Source organism: Pseudoxanthomonas sp. (assembly GCF_027498035.1).
In the GTDB taxonomy this organism is placed as follows: domain Bacteria; phylum Pseudomonadota; class Gammaproteobacteria; order Xanthomonadales; family Xanthomonadaceae; genus Pseudoxanthomonas_A.
The window spans coordinates 121,694-142,361 of sequence record NZ_CP114978.1; the positions used below are offsets into that span (position 1 = coordinate 121,694).

A 20,668-nucleotide genomic window follows, 5' to 3' on the forward strand; every position below is an offset into this window, starting at 1 on the left:
CGATGTCTGATACTGCAATCGCCCCCGATGCCCCGCAGGGCGGCAGCGCCCAGGGCCAGATCGACCAGGCCGTGGCCCGCGGCGGCGCCTACGAGGTGCTGCGCCGTCGATTGACCGAGCAGGGCGAGCGCCTGCGCGGCGTGGTCGAAGGACTGAATGCCCAACGCCTGGGCGAGTTCGGCGACAGTCGGCTTGAAGTCATCGGCCGCTTCCGCATCCGCACCGAGAACAACTGCGTCGGCCGCGACGTGGTCCAGGTCGGCGCGGACACGCTGTTGTTCGGCTACAACGTGTTCATCGGGCTCAAGACCCAGACCCGGATCGAGGACGTGTTCGGCCTGTATCGGCTGGTGCAGGGCGCCGAGGGCTACGACGTGGTGCCGCTGGAGCTGAAGGGCAGCTTCCTGGGCCAGTCCGGCTTCGTGCACGATTTCACCGAGCTGTATGCCTACTACAAGCATGCGCGGCTGCTGCAGCTGATCGTGCTGGGTGGCAAGCTGCTGGCTGCGTTCCAGATCGGCGAGCGCAGCACCGATGTGCGCGTGTTCCGCTGGGCCATCGATGCCGCTGGCGCGCTGACTTACCTGGATGCGCGTGGCGAACGCGACATCGCGCTGCCGCCGCCGTTCGATTTCGAATGGACCCGGGCCACGCGCGAGTTGGCGGTCAGCGGGCGGCACTCACACCTGAACATCCTGGACACGTTGTTCGTCGAGACCATCGGTGGCGACCTGACCATCAAGGTGGAGAACAACACCGAGACCGGCAAGGGCATCTACAGCGAACCCGTCGAGGACAGCACCCAGTCGCTGGACGACGCGCAATTCGACTTCGCCAGGGTCGGCACGCTGATTCTGCTCAAGGTGCTGCCATACCGCGAAACCACCTGGCGCGGGCTGATCTACAACACGCTGACCGGCCACATCGTGCGCAACGATGCCATCGTGCAGGCCTGCGTCCAGCTGCCTGAAGATCACGGCATCATCTTCCCCGGTGGCTATTACCTGCAGGGGGGCGAGCACAAGGCCTTCGATGCGGGCATGGATGGCATGCAGTTCAAGCGCGCGATCCGTTCGCCCAACGGCGAGGACGTGCTGTACATCTTCTACGAGCGCGAAGGTGGAAAGTCGGCGCTGTTCGTCTACAACACCATCCAGCGGGCGCTGCAGAACCCGGTCTTCGGCCATGGCTACGCGATGCTGCAGGACGGCCGCATGGTGCTGTTCCACGCCGAAGGCAACGAGCCGACCCGGATCCATCCGATGCAGGTCTGGCAGACGCCGTTCACCAGCGACGAGTTCGCCGCGAACAGGCCAGCCAGCGACAGCTTCATGGGCCGGATCGGCAACGCCGAACTCGTGCGTGGCATTTCCAACCTGCTGGGCCTGAGCCGCGAGATCGAGGGTGGTGATGTCTCGGTGCAGCGCTACCAGCGCCTGGTGGGCGATGCCCGGCGCCTGTTCGATGCACACCATTGGCTGGACGACGCGCACTGCGACGGTGCGGCCACGCTGCTGCGCGAGATCACCGCCACCGGCGAATCGGTGCTGGACGAATACGAGAAGGTCCAGGCCATCCGCCAGCAGTCCGACCAGGCCATGGTCGAAGCCACCGCCGCGCACAAGGCATTGCTGGCGCGCCTGCAGCCGGAGAACTGGACGCAGGTGCAGGAGTTCGTCGATGCGCTCAATGCGATCAGTGCCCAGCGTGGGCAGCTACTGACCATTCGCGAATACCGCTATATCGATACCGACGCCATCGATGGCATGGCGCGCGGGCTGCAGGACGCGCATGCGCGCATCGGTGCGGCGACCGGACAGTTCCTGGGTGGTGAAACGGCGCTGGTGCCGTTCAATGCACGCCTGGATGAACTCGATGCCGGTGTGCGGGCGGCCGTCAGTGCGCGGCAGCTGGCCGAACAACTGCAGGCCATGCAGGCCATGTCGGCCGACCTGGACATGCTGTCCGAGTTGATGGCCGGCCTGAAGGTCGACGACGCCACCCAGCGCACGCGCGTGGTGGAGTCGATCTCGGCTATCTACGCACGCTTGAACCAGGCGCGTGCGCGTGCCGAGCAGCAGCGCAAGTCAATGGGATCAGCCGAGGCGGTGGCCCAGTTCGGCGCGCAGTTCGCCTTGTTCAGCCAGGCCATCAGCAGCGCGCTGTCGCTGGCGACCGATCCCGAGCGCGCCGATGAACAGCTCTCGCGGCTGATGGTGCAGCTGGAAGAACTGGAGAGCCAGTTCGGCGAGCACGAGCAGTTCCTCGGCGACATCCTGGCCAAGCGCGAGGAGCTGGTCGAGGCGTTCGAGACCCACAAGCAGGCGCTGCTGGATGATCGGCAGCGCAAGGCGCAGTCGGTGCTGGATGCCGCCACCAGGATTCTCGACGGGTTGGGGCGGCGCACCGAACGCTTCACCACGGCCGACGAGCTCAATGCATTCTTCGCCGGCGATCCGCTGATCCTCAAGCTGCGCGAGCTGGCCGAGCGCCTGCGTGGCTATCGTGACAGCGTCAAGGCCGACGATATCGAGGCGCGCCTCAAAGGCACGCGCGACCAGGCGGTGCGCGCGCTGCGCGATCGCAGTGATCTGTTCGAAGCCGATGGAAATGTGGTCCGGCTGGGGCCGTGGCATCGTTTCAGCGTCAATACCCAGCCACTGGACCTGACCATCCTGCCGCGCGGCGACACGCTGGCCCTGCACCTGATCGGCACCGATTTTCTGGAGCCGATCGATGACCCGGAACTGGCCGAACTGCAGCCGTACTGGCAGGTTTCGCTGGATTCGGAATCGCCAGCGCTGTATCGCGGCGAATACCTGGCCGGCTGCATCCTGCAGGCCGCGATTCGTGGCGAAGAGGGTCTGGACCTGGCCTCGCTGCAGCACCAGGCGGCCGAGCCGGAGGCGCTGGCCAAAACCGTGCGCGATTTCGCCGCGCCGCGTTATCGCGAAGGCTATGAGCGCGGCATCCACGATCACGATGCGACGGCGATCCTGCGTGCGCTGTTGCCGCTGCACCGGGCAGCAGGGGCGCTGATCCATCCGCCGCAGGCGCGCGCGCTGGCCATGCTGTTCTGGGCGCAGCACAAGCAACGGCAGGATGTCGTGCAATGGCCTGCGCGGCAGGCAGGCGCCAACGCGATCCAGCGGCTGTTCGGTTCGCGCGAAGGCATCCAGGCGTTGCAGTCGGAAATGGCCGCGGCCCTGATCATGTTCACCGAAGGCGAGTGCCTGCCGATCCCGGCGACCCACGCACAGGCGGCCGCGGCCTATCTGGCGGAGGAACTCGGCCAGCCCGAGCTGGTGTTCGTGTTCAGTCGCTATGGGCGTGCCCTGGTCGATGGCCTGCGCCAGCGACTGGAGGAAGCCGGGCTGCGTGAAGGGTTCGAGCAGGCGCTCACGCAGCCTCACGGCAGCCTGGCCGCACGCTGGGAGCTTGCGACGCAATGGCTGCACGGCCTGTGCCGGGACCCGCAGTTCGTTGCACAGGCAGGTTATGTGGCCGAGGCCGCGGCGATGCTGCTGACCGAGCGCACGTTGCGCATGCGCGACAGCGATGTCGCGTTGATGGTGACGGTCGAAGGCCTGCTCGGCGAGCACCCGCGCATCGCGCAGGGCCGGCTGGTGCTGGCGGTGGATGATTTCCTCGCCCGTTTGCAGCAGCACGTCGGTGAGTTCCTGGTGGGCTTCCAGCGCTACCAGGCGGTGCGCCAGACCATCATCACCCGCGAGCGCGACAGCCTGCGCCTGTCCGAGTTCAAGGCGCGTCCGTTGTCCTCGTTCGTGCGCAACAAGCTGATCAACGATGTCTACCTTGGGGTGATCGGCGACAACCTGGCCAAGCAGATGGGCACGGTGGGCGAGAACAAGCGCAGCGACCTGATGGGCCTGCTGATGATGATTTCGCCGCCCGGCTACGGTAAGACCACGCTGATGGAATACGTGGCCAACCGGCTGGGCCTGGTCTTCATGAAGATCAACGGTCCGGCGCTGGGGCATGAAGTGCGCTCGCTCGATCCGCTGCAGGCGCCGGATGCAACCTCGCGCCAGGAGCTGGAAAAGCTCAACCTGGCGCTGGAGATGGGCAACAACACCATGCTGTATGTCGACGACATCCAGCACACCCATCCGGAATTCCTGCAGAAGTTCATTTCGCTGTGCGACGGCACGCGGCGCATCGAAGGCGTGTGGAAGGGGCGCACCCGCACCTACGACATGCGCGGCAAGAAGTTCTGCGTGGTGATGGCAGGCAACCCGTACACCGAGTCCGGCGAGGTCTTCAAGATTCCCGACATGCTGGCCAACCGCGCCGACATCTACAACCTGGGCGACGTGCTCGGCGGCATGGAAGAAGCCTTCACCCTCAGCTACATCGAAAACAGCCTGACCTCCAATCCGGTGCTCGCGCCGCTGGCCACGCGCGAGATGGCCGACCTGTACCTGCTGGTCGACCGTGCGCGTGGCAAGGAGGTTTCCACCAATGCGTTGAGCCACGCCTACAGCGGCGCGGAGGTCAACGAGATCGTCGCCACGCTGCAGCGCCTGCTGCAGGTACGCGACGTGGTCTATCGCGTCAACCAGCAGTACATCGCCAGTGCCGCGCAGGACGATCGCTATCGCACCGAGCCGCCGTTCCGCCTGCAGGGCAGCTACCGCAACATGAACAAGCTGGCGGAAAAAGTATCGCCGGTGATGAATGCCACAGAGCTGCAGCAGCTGATCTCCGACCACTATCTCGGCGAAGCGCAGCTGCTTACGACCGGTGCGGAAGAGAACCTGCTCAAGCTGGCCGAACTGCGCGGCGTGCTCACTGAGGAACAACTGGCGCGCTGGACGCAGATCAGGCGCGATTTCCTGCGCAACAAGGCCATGGGTGCCGACAATGCCGATGTCGGCGGGCGCGTGGTCGCGCAGTTGGCCGATATCGTCGAAGGGTTGCAAGGCCTGCGCAGTCCCGCGACTACGCCCGTCCAGCCAGCTGCGGAAGTGCCATGGCAATCGCTGCTGGAGCTGCTGCAGCAGATGGCGGCCACGCGCGCGGCAGAGTCGCGCGCCGACCCGCTGCAGGGGATGCCCGAGACGTTGCGGGCGGCCGTGCAGCCGTTGTTGGAGGTGGTCCGCCTCTCGCAGGAAGGGCAGGCGCAGGCCAATGCGGCATTGGCGACATTGGCCGAGCTTGCACGGGAGCGGACCGCGGCAGGCGTGGTGCCGGCCACACGAACGCGCCGTGCACGTACGCCGCAGGAGAAGCGCCTGGATGAAGCCTTGCTGCGCCACTTCTATGGCGAATCGCCCGTGCCGGAAGGCCTGGACAACGACGGTCGGGACGGGTGAGCGCGTCCAGGCCATCGTTGCCCGCGCCGGACGGGCAGGCGCTTGATCGATCCGACCTGCTCAGTGCCAGCGGCTTCGGCGCCGCGCTGCTGTCGATGATCGAGGCTTCAACGGTTGCAACGCTGGATGCGACGGCGGAGACGATGGCCGCGCTGGTCGAACAGATGCAGCAGATCGCGCTTGCGCTGCAGGCGCGCGATCCTGTTGGCATCCGCCGGCGCACGGGGTTGTTTGGCCGTCTGCTGGGGCGGGACATGGAAGCCCAGCTCCAGGCCGAGCAGCTCGCCGGCCAGCTCGGCGTGCTGTTGGTGCGTGCCGATGCGCTGGCTACGCACCTGCAGGCGATGGCGATTGGCGCGGAAGACCTGGCTGCCCAGGCCACCGACAGCGCGTTGGCCATCGATGACTGGGTGGCGGCCGGATCGCAGGCGCAGGGCAGCGCCGACGATGCCTGGTGCGCTGCGCTGTCGCGGCGGCTGGATCACCTGCGCCGCATGGCATCAGTCCAGCGCATGCAGGTCGCACAGAGCCGGATCGTGCAGGCCCAGACCCATGAACTGCTGGAGCGCTACCGCCGCATCCGCGACATCCTGCTGCCGGCCTGGCGACAGCAGGCGGTGTCCGAAGCCGCCGCGCAGTTGCCCGCGACGCTGCAGGACATGCAGCGGACCCAGGACGAAATCACCACGGAAGTCGCCGCCATGCAGGCTAGACTTCGTTGAGCGCGTGCAGCGTCCATCCGCTGCGCAACCGCACCGCCTCAAGGAGAAAAGGTCATGACGCAGGACACGCCAAACCCCTCGCCGCTGCCGGTTCCCGTCGCGCCGGGGCTTGATCCGGCCACATTGACCGCACTGGGCCTGACCGCCGCGGACCAGGGGCGTATCGACGAGATCACCCGCAACCTGGACGACATCAGCCCAGGCAACCTGCACGTCTTCGGTCGCGAAGCTGCGGGCAAGACCGCTGCGTTCTCCAGCCAGCTGCTCGACCAGGTCCGCAACCGTGATCTGGATGCCTCCGGCGACAAGCTGGGCGAGGTGGTGCGCATCGCGCGTTCGCTAAAGCTGGAAGGCCTGAACGAGCGCTCGAAGGTGCCGGTCATCGGTGGTCTGATCGATCGCATGCGCGCCTCCAAGGGCGAGCTGATGCAGAAGTTCAGCGACACCAACCAGCAGATCGAACAGCTGATGCGCGATGTGGGCGTGCAGCAGGCGACCATGTCCCAGCGCGTGGGCGAGTTCGATCGCATGCACCAGATCGTGCTCGACGAGCGCCACAGCCTTGGCCTGCATGTCGCTGCCGGCAAGCAGCGACTGGCGACACTCGGCCAGGAAGAGCAGGCGCTGCTGGGCCTGGAAGATCCGGCCTCGCGCACGCGCCGCAGTGAGTTGGACAACGCCATCCGCCTGATCGACAAGCGCGTGGGCGACCTCACCGTGATGCAGCACGCGGCCGACCAGTCGTTGCCGATGATCCGCATGATCCAGGCCAATGCGATCCAGCTGATCGAGAAATTCAGCGCGGTGCGCGACATCACCATCCCGTCGTGGAAGCGCCAGTTCGCGATCCAGCTGTCCTTGAGCGAACAGAAGAACGCGGTCGAGCTGTCCAACGCCATCGACGATGCCACCAACGAGATCATGCGTCGCAATGCCGACCTGATGCGCCAGACCTCGGTCGAGACGGCCAAGGCCAACCAGCGCGCGGTGATCGACGTGGCCACGCTGCGTCACGTCCACGAGCAATTGATCGCCACCGTCGAGGAGGTGCGCAGCATCCATCGCGAAGGCATGCAGCAACGCCAGCAGGCCGAAGTGGAACTGGCCCGTCTGCGCGAGGATGTGCAGCAGCACCTGGCGGCGCCGACGCTCTGACGTCGGCAAGCGGCGATCAGGCGGGGCTGGGCGGCGAAGACAGCTCCGCGCGCAGCCATTCGGCCAGCGCAGTCAGCCGGGCATCGGCGGCGCGACGTGGTGCACACAGCACCCAGTTGCCGCTGGTACGGGTGAAGCCCCAGGGGGCGAGCAGGCGGCCGCTGGCCAGGTCTTCGGCGACCAGCTGGCGCGGGGCGATGGCAACGCCCAGCCCGGAGGCAGCCGCTTCCAGCAGGTAGTACAGGTGTGGGAAGCCTTCGCCGTAATGCAGGTCTTCGGCAGCCAGCGTGTGCTGCTGTGCCCACTGCGGCCAGGCCTGCGGGCGCGAGGTGGTGTGCAGCAGGCGTTCGCCAGACAGCGCCCGTGCAGGCTGATCGAGCAGGCCGGGCAGTCCCGGGTAGCGTGGGCTGACGATGGGGCCGATTTCTTCCCCGCCCAGCGCATGGACCTGCCAGTCGGCGGGCCACGGCGCCTGGCCCAGCAGCAGCATCGCGTCCACGCCGGGTTGCAGTTCCGGTGATTCCTGGGCGGAAAAATGCAGGCGCACGCCGGGCAGGGCGGCCTGCATGCGCTCCAGGCGCGGGATCACCCAACGCGCCAGGACGCTGGCCGAACACCCCAGCACCAGGGCATCGCCGCGGTCGGCACGGCGCAACGATGTCCAGGTCTGCTGCAACTGGGTCAGGGCTGCGCCGGTCGCATCACGCAGGCGGGCGCCGGCGGCGGTGAGCACCAGCCCGCGCCCGGCGCGTTCGAACAGCGGCTGGCCCAGGGCTTCTTCCAGTGCTCGGATCTGGCGGCTGACCGCGCCGTGGGTGACGTGCAGCTCACCGGCTGCCTGGGTCACACTTTCCAGCCGGGCTGCTGCTTCGAACGCTCGCAGGGCGCCCAATGGGGGCAGGGAAGCATTGGGCATCTGTGAGTTTTCCTGACGGACCGTGGCGATCTTATCGCTATTGGCTTCGTGCCGGCTGGGCTAGCATGTGCGCCTGTCCAAAGGTTGCGCACCGCCATGCCGAATTCCGCCATTCGTGACTTCCACGCCTACCCCGACGCTGCAGGCCACTATGGCCGCCACGGCGGGCGCTTCGTCGCCGAAACCCTGATCGGCCCGTTGCAGGAGCTGGCGGCCGCTTACGACACCGCGCGCGCCGACCCGGCCTTCATCGCCGAATACGACAAAGACCTCACCCATTACGTGGGCCGGCCCAGCCCGATCTACCACGCCGAACGCCTGAGCAAGCAGGTCGGCGGGGCGCAGATCCTGCTCAAGCGCGAGGACCTGAACCACACCGGCGCGCACAAGATCAACAACACCATCGGCCAGGCGCTGCTGGCCGCGCGCATGGGCAAGACCCGGATCATCGCCGAGACCGGCGCCGGCCAGCACGGCGTTGCCAGTGCCACGGTGGCCGCGCGACTGGGCCTGGAATGCGTGGTCTACATGGGCGCCACCGACATCGAGCGCCAGAAGATCAACGTCTATCGCATGCGCCTGCTGGGTGCGACGGTGGTGCCGGTGACCAGCGGCTCGGCCACGCTCAAGGACGCGTTGAACGAAGCCATGCGTGATTGGGTGACCAACGTGCAGGACACCTTCTACATCATCGGCACCGTGGCCGGCCCCGACCCGTATCCGCGCATGGTCCGCGACTTCAATGCGATCGTCGGTCGCGAGGCGCGCGTGCAGATGCTGGACCAGTACGGCCGCCTGCCCGATGCGATCACCGCCTGCGTCGGTGGCGGCAGCAATGCCATCGGCATTTTCCACGCCTTCCTCAACGACCCGTCGGTGAAGCTCTACGGTGCCGAAGCCGCTGGTGACGGCATCGAGACCGGCCGCCATGCTGCATCGATTGCCGCAGGCCGCGTCGGCGTGTTGCACGGCAACCGCACCTATGTGATCTGCGACGACGACGGCCAGATCATCGAAACCCATTCGATCTCCGCCGGCCTGGATTACCCGGGCGTGGGGCCGGAGCATGCCTTCCTGGCCGATGCCGGCCGCGCGCAATACCAGGGCATCACCGATGACGAGGCCTTGGCTGCATTCCATACGCTGGCCCGCACCGAAGGCATCCTGGCCGCGCTGGAATCCAGCCACGCTGTCGCCCAGGCGATCAAGCTGGCGCGCGAACTGCCCAAGGACCAGTTGGTGCTGTGCAACCTGTCCGGGCGGGGCGACAAGGACGTGCATACCATTGCCGCCCACGACAATATCCAACTCTGACCGCGCGCCAAGGCCGCGCTTTTCCGACCTGCTCTCGCAAGGACCGTTTCACCATGGCTGAAGACACACAGACCCCGCAGACCCCGTCAGACATCGATGCGCCACAGTTGGACCCGGCGTTCTTCGAAGTGGTCAATAAATTCGTGCAGCTGGCCAACCGCCAGGGCGGCATCCATGGGATCAAGCGGACCAGCTTCGCCGCGTTGTATGGCGTGGCCCGCTACAACGCCCACACCTATATCGGCGTCGAGCCCGACGTGCCGGGTTCGCGCGCAGGCTTCCTGGATTACATGACCGGCCTGTACCGGCGCATGCTCAATGAGCACCTGGATGCGCTGGGCGCCGAGCGCGGCATGGACGTGGGCCAGTCCGAACTGGCTGCCGATTACGCCGCCATCGACAAGCGCCGTGCCGATGCCGCTGCCGCGCAGGAAGAGCAATCCGAATGAACCGCCTGGCAAGCAAATTCGCCGCCCTCAAGGCCGACGGCCGCAAGGCGCTGGTCCCGTTCGTGACCGCCGGCGACCCGTCGCTGGAAGCCACCGTGCCCGTCATGCATGCGCTGGTCGCCGCCGGCGCCGATGTGATCGAACTGGGCGTGCCGTTCTCCGATCCGATGGCCGATGGCCCGACCATCCAGCGCAGCTCCGAGCTGGCCTTGGGGCGGGGCGCAGGCCTGCGTTTCGTCCTGGAGTCCGTTGCCCGGTTCCGCCAGGGCGACGCCACCACGCCGGTGGTGCTGATGGGCTACCTGAATCCGGTCGAGATCCACGGCGCCGAGCGCTTTGCCCGCGAGGCGTCCGATGCCGGCGTCGACGGTGCGTTGCTGGTCGACCTGCCACCGGAAGAAGCCGCCGAAACCCGCGAGATCTTCAATCGCCATGGCCTGCAGCTGATCGCGCTGGCTGCGCCAACCACCACGCCCGAGCGCACCGCGCTGCTGTGCGAACAGGCGCAGGGCTACCTGTATTACGTCAGTTTCGCCGGGGTCACCGGGGCATCGGACCGGCTGGACACCCAGGCCGCGGGCGAACGCCTGCGGGCGTTGCGCAAGGCTTCGCCGGTGCCGGTGGTGGCTGGGTTTGGCATCAAGGATGCGGCCAGTGCTGCGGCCATGGCGCCCGACGCCGATGGCGTGGTGGTGGGCAGCGCACTGGTCAAGGCGATCAGCGAGGCCAGCGGCCCGGAACAGGCGGCCGAACGGGCCAGGGCCTTCCTCGCCCCGCTGCGGGAGGCGCTGGATCGGGTCGTGGGCTAAACTGCCGCGCTTGCATCCCGCGCCGCGTGGCGCGCTGAACCAGGTTTACAAACACGCATGAGCTGGCTGAGCAAACTGATGCCCGCGGGCATCCGCACCGACGCGGCAACCCGCAAACCCAAGCGCAGCGTCCCGGAAGGCCTGTGGGAAAAGTGCGACAACTGCGGCGCGGTGCTCTACCGCCCGGAGCTGGAGGGGAACCTTGAGGTCTGCCCGAAGTGCTCGCACCACATGTCCATCCGTGCCCGCGTGCGTCTGGCCGCGTTGTTCGACCCGGGCAGCACCAGCGAGATCGCCGCCAGCCTCGGCCCGACCGACGTGCTGAAGTTCCGTGACCAGAAGCGCTATGCAGACCGTTTCAAGGCGGCGCAGAAGGCCACCGGCGAGCGCGATGCCCTCGTGGCCATGCGTGGCACCCTGAAGCAGCAGCCACTGGTGGCCTGCGCCATGGAGTTCGCCTTCATGGGCGGTTCGATGGGCTCGGTGGGCGGCGAGAAGTTCTCGCTGGCGGCCGAGCAGGCGCTCAAGCACAACGCGCCCTTCGTCAGCTTCGCTGCCAGCGGCGGCATGCGCATGCAGGAAAGCCTGTTCTCGCTGATGCAGATGGCCAAGACCTCGGCCGCGCTGGGCAAGCTGCGTGCGGCCGGCATTCCCTACATCTCGGTGCTGACGCATCCGACCTTCGGCGGCGCTTCGGCCAGCTTCGCGATGCTGGGCGACATCAACATTGCCGAGCCGCAGGCGCTGATCGGCTTCGCCGGCCCACGTGTGATCGAGCAGACCGTGCGCGAAAAGCTGCCGGAAGGCTTCCAGCGTTCGGAATTCCTGGTCGAGCACGGCGCCATCGACCAGATCTGCGACCGTCGCGAACTGCGCGACCGCCTGGCGGACCTGTTCGCGCTGATGCTCAGGCAGCCCAAGCCGGCCAGCGACGCCGAGGCGGCCTGATGGCCTCGGCCAGCCGGAAGTACTTCGGCACCGACGGTATCCGCGGTCGGGTCGGGCAGGGGGCGATTTCCGCTGATTTCATGCTGCGCCTGGGTAATGCCTACGGCCATGCGCTGGCCGCGCGCGTGCGCCGGGCCGGCGCCGGCAAGCCGGTGGTGATCATCGGCAAGGACACGCGCATCTCGAACTACATGTTCGAGGCCGCGCTGGAAGCCGGGCTGGTCGCGGCCGGCGTGGACGTGCAGCTGATGGGGCCGATGCCCACGCCGGCCGTGTCGCACCTGACCCGCGCGTTGCGCGCCTCGGGCGGGATCGTGATCTCGGCCTCGCACAATCCGCACCACGACAACGGCATCAAATTCTTCTCGGCCGAAGGCGAAAAGCTCGATGACGCCACCGAGCTGGCGATCGAAGCCGCGCTGGAGCAGCCGTTCCGCACCGTCGCGTCCGAAGACCTCGGCAAGGCCGTGCGCACCCGCGATGCGGTGGGCCGTTACGTGGAAAGCTGCAAGAACTCGGTGCCGCGTGAGTTCGATCTGACCGGCATGAAGATCGTGGTGGACTGCGCCAATGGCGCCACCTACCAGGTCGCGCCCATCGTGCTGCGCGAACTCGGCGCGCGGGTGGAGGTTATCGGCGATACGCCCAATGGCCTGAACATCAACGACGGCGTGGGTTCGACCCATCCGGAACACCTGGCCAAGCGGGTGGTGCTGTCCGGCGCCGACCTGGGCATCGCCTTCGACGGCGACGGCGACCGGGTGCTGTTCGTCGACGGCCACGGCACCGTGATCGACGGCGACGGCCTGCTGTACGTGCTGGCCAGCGACTGGAAGAAAACCGGCCGCCTGCACGGCGCCATGGTTGGCACGCTGATGACCAACTACGGCCTGGAAAAAGCGCTGGGCGAGCAGGGCATTGACTTCGTCCGCGCCAAGGTCGGCGACCGCTACGTCCATCAGGCGCTGGTCGATGGCCATGGCGTGCTCGGCGGCGAAGCCTCCGGCCACATCCTGTGCCTGGACCGGGCCAATACCGGCGACGGCATCGTCAGCGCATTGCAGGTGCTGGAGGTGCTGCGGCGGACCGGCCAACGGCTGGACCAGGCCTTGAAGGGTCTGGTGATGCTGCCGCAGCAAACGGTCAACGTGCGCCTGGAAGGCGTAGCCGCCAAGGACGTGGTCGACGCGCCAACGGTCAAGGCCGCGCTGGCCGAAGCGCAGCAGGCCATCACCGGCCGTGGCCGTGCGTTCCTGCGTCCGTCCGGCACCGAGCCGGTGGTGCGGGTCACGGTGGAGGCCGATGACGATGCGCTGATGCATGCCACGCTCGATGCGCTGGCCAGCGCGGTGCGTGCGGCGGCCTGAAGGCGCGCTGGATCGCCCCAACGGGGGCGATGGATGCCGGTCGGCGTGCACCTGCGGCGCATCGTCGTTGCCCGGGGCGATAGACTAGGCGGCCACGCATCCTGATACCGCCGGTTCTGCCATGAGCGCCATTCCCACCCTCGACATCGCCCGTTTCATCCACCCGACCAGCGCCGCCGACCGCGACGCGTTCGTGGCCGAACTGGGCGCGGCCTACCGCGAGTGGGGCTTTGCCGGCATCCGCAACCACGGTATCCCGCAGGCGCAGATCGATGCGGCCTACGAGGTGTTCAAGAACGTTTCTTCGCGTTGCCGGAAGAGGCAAAAGCAAAGTACCGCCTGCCGGGCAGCGGCGGCGCGCGCGGCTATACCGCCTTTGGCGTGGAAACTGCCAAGGATTCCAAGCATTTCGACCTGAAGGAGTTCTGGCACATCGGTCGCGAGATTCCGGTCGATTCCAAATACATCGATGTCATGGCGCCGAACCTGTGGCCTGACGAAGTACCCAACTTCCGCGAGCACGGCTACGGCCTGTACCAGCAGCTCGACGCGCTGGGCAGCCACGTGCTGGCCGCACTGGCGCTGCATATCGGCCTGCCGGAAGACTATTTCGTCGACAAGACCGATTCGGGCAACTCGATCCTGCGTCCGATCCATTACCCGCCGATCACCAGCGACGACATCCCCAACGTGCGCGCCGGCGCGCATGAGGACATCAACCTGATCACCCTGCTGGTCGGTGCCAGTGCCGCCGGGCTGGAAGTGAAGTCCAAGCAGGGCGAGTGGGTGCCGTTCACCAGCGATGCGGACACCATCGTGGTCAACATCGGCGACATGCTGCAGCGCCTGACCAACCACGTGTATCCGTCGACCACGCACCGGGTCACCAACCCGCCGGGCGAGGCGGCGCGCAAGCCGCGTTATTCGGTGCCGTTCTTCCTGCACCCCAATCCGGATTTCCTGATCGACGTGCTGCCTTCGACGATCACCCCGGACAACCCCAGTCGCTATCCCGAGCCGATCACCGCACAGGGCTACCTGGAACAGCGCCTGCGCGAGATCAAGCTGAAGTAGGAACAGTTGTACTGGGGGGGAGAGCCCCTTGTAGAGCCGAACTTGCTCGGCTCGGCTCTTGCGGGCAGATCGCGGGAGCCTCAGCGGAGCAAGCTCCGCTCTACAGCTGTTCCCACGATGTCGGATCCAATCAGGCCTGCGCGCGCACCCGCCGCGAGCTGCGCCCCATCAGCCGCAGCAGCCAGGACTGCGGCAGGTGCCGCACCACGCGGTAGGCCAGTCGGTAACGCCAGCCGGGAATCGCCAGCACCTGGTCGCGTTCGACCGCGTCGATGCCGTAACGCACCACCTCATCGGCCTTCAGCCAGGCCCACTTGGGCAGCCTGGACATCTGTTCGCGGGTGCCGGTGACATCGTGGAATTCCGACCAGGTGAAGCCTGGGCACAGTGCGCAGACATGCACGTCCTTGTCCGCATATTCCAGTGACAGTGACTGGCTCATCGCCAGTAGCCAGGCCTTGGCCGGCGCATACAGCGTCTGGCCGTCAGCGCCCGGGACCAGGGCTGCGAAGGACGCGACATTGACGATCCGGCCGGAACCGCTGCTGATCAGTTCCGGCAGCACGCGCCAGGTGAGTTCACTCAGCGAGGCCACCATCAGTTGCACGAAGCGCGCGTGGACGCTCCAGTCACGGGTCAGGTAACGGCCGGGAACACCGTAGCCGGCGTTGTTGACCAGGATCTGCACCGACAGTCCGCGACGCCGGATTTCAGCGTGGATGCGCGCCGGCGCCGCCGGGTCTTCCAGATCGTCGACGATGACCTGGACATCGACCCTGGGTGCGAGTTCGGCGGCCAGCGCCTGCAGGCGCTCGGCGCGTCGCGCGGTGAGGATCAGCGGCGTGCCGCGACCGGCGTACTGGCGTGCGAACTCTGCGCCGATGCCGCTGGATGCACCGGTGATCAGTGCGTAGCCGCGGGGTGTCGCTTGCTGCATGGGGTGTTCCAGGCGTTGGGTGGGAGCGTTGCAAAGTGTGCATGACTTGCCGGTCGCGCAACGGGTGGGGTGGTGGTGGACGGTAGGCCGCGCCGCCGCGATGGGCCTTGCGTGTCATCCAGCTGACAGGGGTCTGGCCGCGGTGCGGGCTAGATCGTCAAGCAGCGGAGAAGGGTGCCGCGGTATCATGTTGGTCTTATCCAGACAGGAGTTCCCATGCGCCGCAGGATCGTCGCCGGAAACTGGAAGCTGCACGGCAGTCGTGATTTCGCCACCCAACTCGTCGGCCAGTTGGCCGCAGGACTGCCGCTGGACGGCGTCGAACTGGTGGTGATGCCGCCGTTGCCCTACCTGGGCGATCTGATCGAGGACTTCGAAGGTCACGCCATCGCTTTTGGTGCGCAGGACGTCAGCGCCAACGAAAAGGGTGCCTATACCGGTGAAGTCTCGGCCGCGATGCTGGTCGATGTCGGTGCCACCTACGGCCTGGTCGGACATTCCGAGCGCCGCCAGTACCACCATGAAAGCAGCGAGCTGGTCGCGCGCAAGTTCGTTGCGGCCCGCAATGCCGGGCTGGTGCCGGTGCTGTGCGTGGGCGAAACCCTGGACGAGCGCGAGGCCGGGCAGACCGAGGCAGTGATCGCCTCGCAGCTTGAGCCGGTGCTGGCATTGGCCGGGGTCGCTGCGTTCGAGGGCGCAGTGGTGGCGTATGAGCCGGTCTGGGCGATTGGCACCGGTCGCACGGCTTCACCCCGGCAGGCCCAGGACGTCCACGCCTTCATTCGTGGCGTCGTGGCACGGCACGATGCTAGAATCGCCGATTCGCTGCCGCTGTTGTATGGCGGCAGCGTCAAGCCCGACAACGCCGCGGAACTGTTTTCCCAGTCCGATGTCGATGGAGGGTTGGTCGGAGGCGCCTCGCTGGTGGCCGCCGACTTCCTGGCCATCGCCCGTGCGGCGGTCAGCTGACCCAATGAATTGAATGGCCCTGCCGGCGAAGGCCGACGGGGTTTTGACCGAGAAACCGATCCATGTCGATGTTGATGCTGATCCTCAATGTGGTCTACGTGCTGGTGGCGATTGCCATCATCGGGCTGGTGCTGATGCAGCGCGGTTCGGGTGCGCAGGCTGGTTCCGGCTTTGGTGCCGGCGCTTCGGGCACCGTGTTCGGTTCGCGCGGTGCGTCCAACTTCCTGTCCAAGAGCACCAAGTGGCTGGCCGTGGCGTTCTTCGCCATCAGCCTGTTCATGGCCTGGAACGCATCGCGTACCGCCCACACTGGCAGCACAGCAGCAGGATCTTGGCCTGATGTCCGAGCAGCCCGCTGCCGCTGCGCCCAAGGCTGCCCCGGGCGAGTTGGCTCCATCGGCCGCCGCGCCGCAGGCGCCTGCCGCCAGTGAGCCGGCTCCGGTCGCGGCGCCGGCTGCCTCGGCGCCTGCCGAAGCAACTCCGGCGGCCGAACAGCCCAAACAGGCTCCCGCACAGGGCCAGTGACGCGTACAATGCCGGCCCGGCTTCGGCTGGGGTGGTAAGAGATTTGCCCAGGTGGCGGAATTGGTAGACGCACTACCTTGAGGTGGTAGCGGCGAAAGTCGTAGGGGTTCGAGTCCCCTCTTGGGCACCAACTTAGCAGTACACGACAAAGGGCCTTGATGGCCCTTTTGCGTTGCTGGAGATCGTGTTTTGCGCACTCGGCCCGCCTGGCGGGCCGTTCTTGCGGATGCATGCCGGTTGAAACGCTTTTCCGGTGACGAGACCTCCTCAAATCGTTTACTCATGAGTTCAGTGAACGCTACAATTGACGGGTTCGCAGCAGTGTCCGGTACGAATCAACGGAAGGATGCTGAAGCGAAGCGCCCGGCTTGCCGGACCGGAATACGGAAGTCGCTGGTTGCGTCTTTCAAGCGCCAGGCCCGCCTTGCAGGTGGACCCGCAAGCCCGGACCCGAATGCGACCTTCGCATGGCCTGCCGCAATGCAGCAGTAGACTGTGCCGAAGGTTGCCGGAACCCAAAGAGAGAACTGCGCGTGCTGGCCAATTACCTGCCGAACCTGCTCTTCCTGATCGTCGCCACCGGTATCGGCATCTCGCTGATGGTCATCGGTCGACTGATCGGCCCCCGGCGCCCCGACGCCCAGAAGCTTTCCCCCTACGAATGCGGCTTCGAGGCATTCGAGGACGCGCGCATGAAGTTCGATGTGCGCTACTACCTGATCGCGATCCAGTTCATCGTGTTCGATCTGGAAATCATCTTCATCGTGCCGTGGACCCAGGTGTTCATGGATATCGGTGCGCGCTCCCTGGTCACCATGGGCCTGTTCGTGGGCATGTTGTTCCTGGGCTTCATTTACGTCTGGAAGAAGGGAGCGCTCGAATGGGAGTGATCCAAACCATCGACAAGCTGATGACGAACCCCATCCCGGAAGGGCGGGTGGACGACATCCTGCGGCCCGAGGGCGAAAATCCGCTGCTGGAAAAGGGCTACGTCACCACCAGCGTCGATGCGCTGATGAACTGGGCGCGTACTGGTTCGATGTGGCCGATGACCTTTGGCCTGGCCTGCTGCGCGGTTGAAATGATGCACGCAGGTGCGGCGCGCCTGGACCTGGACCGCTACGGCGTGGTGTTCCGCCCGTCGCCGCGCCAGTCCGACGTGATGATCGTGGCCGGCACCCTGGTCAACAAGATGGCCCCGGCGCTGCGCAAGGTCTACGACCAGATGCCCGAGCCCAAGTGGGTCATCTCGATGGGCAGCTGCGCCAACGGTGGCGGCTACTACCACTACTCGTACTCGGTGGTGCGTGGTTGCGACCGCATCGTGCCGGTGGACATCTACGTGCCGGGCTGCCCGCCGACGGCCGAAGCGCTGGTCTACGGCATCCTGCAGCTGCAAAAGAAGATCTGGCGCACCCAGACCATCGCCCGCTGAACCCCTTTACCTAGAGCACGCAAAGCCCCCATGGCAGAGCAAGCCGTCTATACCGAAGAGCTGCGCACGCGTTTTCCCGATGCGCTTGTCTCCGTGTCGCCCACGGGCGAGACCACCATCGAAGTGCCGCACGCGCTGTGGCATGCGCTGTGCCTGGCGCTGCGCGACAGCTTCGGCTTCGAGCAGCTGAGCGACCTGTGCGGCGTCGATTACCTGGGCTATGGCAGCGACGAGTGGGATACCTCGGACGTGTCCTCGCAGGGTTTCTCGCGCGGCGTCGAGGGCAAGGCCGTTGGTCGTTTCGCCTGGGGTGAAGCGCCGACGGGCGAGGGTGCCGACCACGCCGAAGCGCTGCCGATGCCGACCAACCGCTTTGCCGCGGTCGCCCACCTGATTTCCTACCAGCACAACCGCCGGGTTCGCGTGCGCTGCTACGCGCCCAACGACGACGTGCCGGTGGTGGCTTCGGTCACCGATATCTGGCCGGGCGCCAACTGGTTCGAGCGCGAGGCCTTCGACCTGTTCGGCATCGTGTTCGCCGGCCATCCGGACCTGCGCCGCATCCTGACCGACTACGGTTTCGTCGGTCATCCGTTCCGCAAGGATTTCCCGCTGATCGGCAACGTCGAAGTGCGTTACGACGAAGAGCGCAAGCGCGTGGTGTACGAGCCGGTGACTTCGGTCGAACCGCGCGTCGGCGTGCCGCGCGTGATCCGCGAGGACGCCCGGTACCAGACCGCCGCCGGTGAAGCCGCAGCGCGGGAGTCCAAGTGATGAGCGCACAGATCAAGCAGTCGCATGAGGCATTCGCCAGCAACGCAGGCGAAAGCAAGCAGGAAATCCGCAACTACACGATGAATTTCGGTCCCCAGCATCCGGCCGCACATGGTGTGCTGCGCCTGATCCTGGAAATGGACGGCGAAACCATCGTGCGTGCCGATCCGCACATCGGCCTGCTGCACCGTGGCACCGAGAAGCTGGCCGAGTCCAAGCCGTTCAACCAGTCGATCGGCTACATGGATCGCCTGGATTACGTGTCGATGATGTGCAACGAACACGCCTACGTGATGGCCATCGAGAAGCTGATGGGCATCCAGGCGCCGGAGCGTGCGCAGTACATCCGCACGATGTTCGACGAGATCACCCGCATCCTGAACCACCTGATGTGGCTGGGTTCCAACGCGCTCGACCTGGGGGCGATGGCGGTGATGCTGTACGCCTTCCGCGAGCGCGAAGAGCTGATGGACTGCTACGAAGCGGTCAGCGGCGCGCGCATGCACGCAACCTACTACCGTCCGGGCGGCGTCTATCGCGACCTGCCCTCGACGATGCCCAAGTACAAGGAATCGCCCTGGCACAAGGGCGCCAAGCTCAAGCAGTTCAACGCCGCGCGCGAAGGCTCGCTGCTGGACTTCCTGGAAGACTTCACCAAGACCTTCCCGGGCCGCGTCGACGAGTACGAAACCCTGCTCACCGACAACCGCATCTGGAAGCAGCGCACCGTCGGCATCGGCGTGATCACCCCGGACCAGGCGCGTGCCTGGGGCATGACCGGCGTGATGCTGCGTGGCTCCAACATCGAGTGGGACCTGCGCAAGAAGCAGCCCTACGCCAAGTACGACGCGGTGGATTTCGACATCCCGGTCGGCGTCAACGGCGACTGCTACGACCGTTACCTGGTGCGCGTGGCCGAGATGCGCGAATCCAACCGCATCATCGCCCAGTGCGTGAAGTGGCTGAAGGCCAACCCGGGTCCGGTCATGGTCGAGAACTTCAAGGTCGCGCCGCCCAAGCGCGAGGCCATGAAGGACGACATGGAAGCGCTGATCCACCACTTCAAGCTGTTCTCCGAAGGCTATTGCGTGCCGGCCGGCGAGACCTACACGGCCGTCGAAGCGCCCAAGGGCGAGTTCGGCTGCTACCTGGTGTCCGACGGCGCCAACAAGCCGTTCCGCGTGCACCTGCGCGCGCCGGGCTTCGTCCATCTTTCGTCGATGGACGCGATCGTGGTCGGGCACATGCTGCCGGACGTGGTTGCGATGATCGGTACCTATGACCTCGTGTTCGGTGAGGTGGACCGATGAACCTGCCGAATACGCGGCGGTTCGCACGCCTGTGCGACCTGCCGGATGTGGTCGCGGCCATGTCCAATTCTTATGACCTTGTCTTTGGTGAGGTGGACCGATGAGGGCCACGGGTAATTTCGAGAACGCACGCCAGGTCGACCCGCAGGTCGTCCTCAACGACAAGACGCGCGCCCATATCGATCATTGGCTGGCGAAGTTTCCGCCGGACCGCAAGCGCTCGGCCGTGCTGCAGGGACTGCACGCCGCGCAGGAGCAGAACGGTGGCTGGTTGAACGACGAGCTGATCGCCGGCGTGGCCAAGTACCTGGACATTCCGCCGGTATGGGCCTACGAGGTCGCCAGCTTCTACTCGATGTTCGAGCTGGAAAAAGTCGGCCGCCACAACGTCGCCTTCTGCACCAACATCAGCTGCTGGCTCAATGGTGGCGAAGAACTGGCCCAGCACGCCGAGCGCAAGCTCGGCTGCAAGCGCGGCCAGTCCAGCGCCGACGGCCGCATCTTCCTCAAGCGTGAGGAAGAGTGCCTGGCCGCGTGTTCGGCCGCGCCGATGATGGTGATCAACGGCCATTACCACGAAAACCTCACCCCCGAAAAAGTCGACGCACTGCTGGACGGGCTGGAGTAA

At 66.2% G+C, this 20,668-nt stretch carries 16 protein-coding genes, 1 tRNA gene and 2 pseudogenes; 17 read left to right on the forward strand and 2 right to left on the reverse strand.

Annotated features, from left to right (window positions below; genetic code table 11):
• Window positions 1–2: 2 nt before the first annotated feature.
• The 3 genes from O8I58_RS00560 to O8I58_RS00570 are packed head-to-tail and all read left to right on the forward strand — an operon-like array spanning window position 3 to window position 7,213.
• Window positions 3–5,336 carry a DNA repair ATPase gene (locus O8I58_RS00560; RefSeq protein WP_298319796.1) on the forward strand — a complete coding sequence of 1,778 codons (5,334 nt, stop codon included), beginning with the start codon at window positions 3–5 and terminating at the stop codon, window positions 5,334–5,336.
• Entirely contained in the window at window positions 5,333–6,058 is a 726-nt protein-coding gene (locus O8I58_RS00565) for a hypothetical protein (RefSeq protein WP_298319798.1), read from the forward strand. The genes O8I58_RS00560 and O8I58_RS00565 overlap by 4 nt, the downstream gene beginning before the upstream one ends.
• A gap of 54 nt (window positions 6,059–6,112) precedes the next feature.
• A complete protein-coding gene (locus O8I58_RS00570) occupies window positions 6,113–7,213 on the forward strand; it encodes a toxic anion resistance protein (protein ID WP_298319799.1) in 1,101 nt (366 codons plus the stop codon).
• Between the two features lie 16 nt (window positions 7,214–7,229).
• Here O8I58_RS00570 and O8I58_RS00575 read toward each other — a convergent pair whose 3' ends face one another.
• Window positions 7,230–8,129 (reverse strand): LysR family transcriptional regulator, encoded by a 900-nt coding sequence (locus O8I58_RS00575; RefSeq protein ID WP_298319800.1) that lies wholly within the window; start codon window positions 8,127–8,129, stop codon window positions 7,230–7,232.
• A gap of 96 nt (window positions 8,130–8,225) precedes the next feature.
• Between O8I58_RS00575 and trpB the strand changes: the two genes are divergently transcribed.
• From trpB to O8I58_RS00605, 6 genes and pseudogenes are all read left to right on the forward strand, one after another.
• Window positions 8,226–9,443: a tryptophan synthase subunit beta gene (trpB, locus tag O8I58_RS00580; protein WP_298319801.1), complete on the forward strand. Its 1,218-nt coding sequence runs from the start codon at window positions 8,226–8,228 to the stop codon at window positions 9,441–9,443.
• 53 nt (window positions 9,444–9,496) lie between these two features.
• Window positions 9,497–9,892: a DUF3144 domain-containing protein gene (locus O8I58_RS00585; protein ID WP_298319803.1), complete on the forward strand. Its 396-nt coding sequence runs from the start codon at window positions 9,497–9,499 to the stop codon at window positions 9,890–9,892.
• The gene (gene trpA / locus O8I58_RS00590) at window positions 9,889–10,701 is read left to right on the forward strand and encodes a tryptophan synthase subunit alpha (RefSeq protein ID WP_298319805.1); all 813 of its coding nucleotides are present in this window, start codon (window positions 9,889–9,891) and stop codon (window positions 10,699–10,701) included. The genes O8I58_RS00585 and trpA overlap by 4 nt, the downstream gene beginning before the upstream one ends.
• 57 nt (window positions 10,702–10,758) lie before the next feature.
• Window positions 10,759–11,649, forward strand: coding sequence for an acetyl-CoA carboxylase, carboxyltransferase subunit beta (gene accD, locus O8I58_RS00595; protein ID WP_298319807.1), 891 nt, complete (start codon window positions 10,759–10,761; stop codon window positions 11,647–11,649).
• Window positions 11,649–13,016 carry a phosphoglucosamine mutase gene (gene glmM / locus O8I58_RS00600; RefSeq protein WP_298319809.1) on the forward strand — a complete coding sequence of 456 codons (1,368 nt, stop codon included), beginning with the start codon at window positions 11,649–11,651 and terminating at the stop codon, window positions 13,014–13,016. Before accD ends, glmM begins: the two co-directional genes overlap by 1 nt.
• A gap of 121 nt (window positions 13,017–13,137) precedes the next feature.
• Window positions 13,138–14,090, forward strand: a pseudogene (locus O8I58_RS00605) (2-oxoglutarate and iron-dependent oxygenase domain-containing protein).
• 130 nt (window positions 14,091–14,220) lie between these two features.
• On the opposite strand, the gene O8I58_RS00610 reads toward O8I58_RS00605, so the two are convergent.
• Window positions 14,221–15,027, reverse strand: coding sequence for an SDR family NAD(P)-dependent oxidoreductase (locus O8I58_RS00610; protein WP_298319811.1), 807 nt, complete (start codon window positions 15,025–15,027; stop codon window positions 14,221–14,223).
• A gap of 216 nt (window positions 15,028–15,243) precedes the next feature.
• Between O8I58_RS00610 and tpiA the strand changes: the two genes are divergently transcribed.
• From tpiA to nuoE, 8 genes and pseudogenes are all read left to right on the forward strand, one after another.
• The gene (tpiA, locus tag O8I58_RS00615) at window positions 15,244–15,996 is read left to right on the forward strand and encodes a triose-phosphate isomerase (protein ID WP_298319813.1); all 753 of its coding nucleotides are present in this window, start codon (window positions 15,244–15,246) and stop codon (window positions 15,994–15,996) included.
• A gap of 68 nt (window positions 15,997–16,064) precedes the next feature.
• A pseudogene (gene secG, locus O8I58_RS00620) lies at window positions 16,065–16,521 on the forward strand (preprotein translocase subunit SecG).
• A gap of 45 nt (window positions 16,522–16,566) precedes the next feature.
• Window positions 16,567–16,651 (forward strand) — tRNA-Leu (locus O8I58_RS00625).
• Window positions 16,652–17,054: 403 nt separating this feature from the next.
• Window positions 17,055–17,411: an NADH-quinone oxidoreductase subunit A gene (locus O8I58_RS00630; protein WP_298319817.1), complete on the forward strand. Its 357-nt coding sequence runs from the start codon at window positions 17,055–17,057 to the stop codon at window positions 17,409–17,411.
• Window positions 17,402–17,956, forward strand: coding sequence for a NuoB/complex I 20 kDa subunit family protein (locus O8I58_RS00635; protein ID WP_298319819.1), 555 nt, complete (start codon window positions 17,402–17,404; stop codon window positions 17,954–17,956). The genes O8I58_RS00630 and O8I58_RS00635 overlap by 10 nt, the downstream gene beginning before the upstream one ends.
• Before the next feature lie 30 nt (window positions 17,957–17,986).
• Window positions 17,987–18,730, forward strand: coding sequence for an NADH-quinone oxidoreductase subunit C (locus O8I58_RS00640; protein WP_298319821.1), 744 nt, complete (start codon window positions 17,987–17,989; stop codon window positions 18,728–18,730).
• The gene (locus tag O8I58_RS00645) at window positions 18,730–20,040 is read left to right on the forward strand and encodes an NADH-quinone oxidoreductase subunit D (RefSeq protein WP_298319823.1); all 1,311 of its coding nucleotides are present in this window, start codon (window positions 18,730–18,732) and stop codon (window positions 20,038–20,040) included. Before O8I58_RS00640 ends, O8I58_RS00645 begins: the two co-directional genes overlap by 1 nt.
• Window positions 20,041–20,140: 100 nt before the next feature.
• The gene (nuoE, locus tag O8I58_RS00650; protein WP_298319825.1) at window positions 20,141–20,668 is read left to right on the forward strand and encodes an NADH-quinone oxidoreductase subunit NuoE; all 528 of its coding nucleotides are present in this window, start codon (window positions 20,141–20,143) and stop codon (window positions 20,666–20,668) included.

Bases quoted from the DNA above. Each gene is read 5' to 3' on its own strand.
- O8I58_RS00570 (WP_298319799.1), top strand. From the start codon at position 6,113: ATGACGCAGGACACGCCAAACCCCTCGCCGCTGCCGGTTCCCGTCGCG.
- tpiA (WP_298319813.1), top strand. From the start codon at position 15,244: ATGCGCCGCAGGATCGTCGCCGGAAACTGGAAGCTGCACGGCAGTCGT.
- trpB (WP_298319801.1), top strand. From the start codon at position 8,226: ATGCCGAATTCCGCCATTCGTGACTTCCACGCCTACCCCGACGCTGCA.
- O8I58_RS00585 (WP_298319803.1), top strand. From the start codon at position 9,497: ATGGCTGAAGACACACAGACCCCGCAGACCCCGTCAGACATCGATGCG.
- O8I58_RS00640 (WP_298319821.1), top strand. From the start codon at position 17,987: ATGGCAGAGCAAGCCGTCTATACCGAAGAGCTGCGCACGCGTTTTCCC.
- O8I58_RS00645 (WP_298319823.1), top strand. From the start codon at position 18,730: ATGAGCGCACAGATCAAGCAGTCGCATGAGGCATTCGCCAGCAACGCA.
- glmM (WP_298319809.1), top strand. From the start codon at position 11,649: ATGGCCTCGGCCAGCCGGAAGTACTTCGGCACCGACGGTATCCGCGGT.
- O8I58_RS00560 (WP_298319796.1), top strand. From the start codon at position 3: ATGTCTGATACTGCAATCGCCCCCGATGCCCCGCAGGGCGGCAGCGCC.
- trpA (WP_298319805.1), top strand. From the start codon at position 9,889: ATGAACCGCCTGGCAAGCAAATTCGCCGCCCTCAAGGCCGACGGCCGC.
- accD (WP_298319807.1), top strand. From the start codon at position 10,759: ATGAGCTGGCTGAGCAAACTGATGCCCGCGGGCATCCGCACCGACGCG.
- O8I58_RS00610 (WP_298319811.1), bottom strand. From the start codon at position 15,027: ATGCAGCAAGCGACACCCCGCGGCTACGCACTGATCACCGGTGCATCC.
- O8I58_RS00575 (WP_298319800.1), bottom strand. From the start codon at position 8,129: ATGCCCAATGCTTCCCTGCCCCCATTGGGCGCCCTGCGAGCGTTCGAA.
- nuoE (WP_298319825.1), top strand. From the start codon at position 20,141: ATGAGGGCCACGGGTAATTTCGAGAACGCACGCCAGGTCGACCCGCAG.
- O8I58_RS00635 (WP_298319819.1), top strand. From the start codon at position 17,402: ATGGGAGTGATCCAAACCATCGACAAGCTGATGACGAACCCCATCCCG.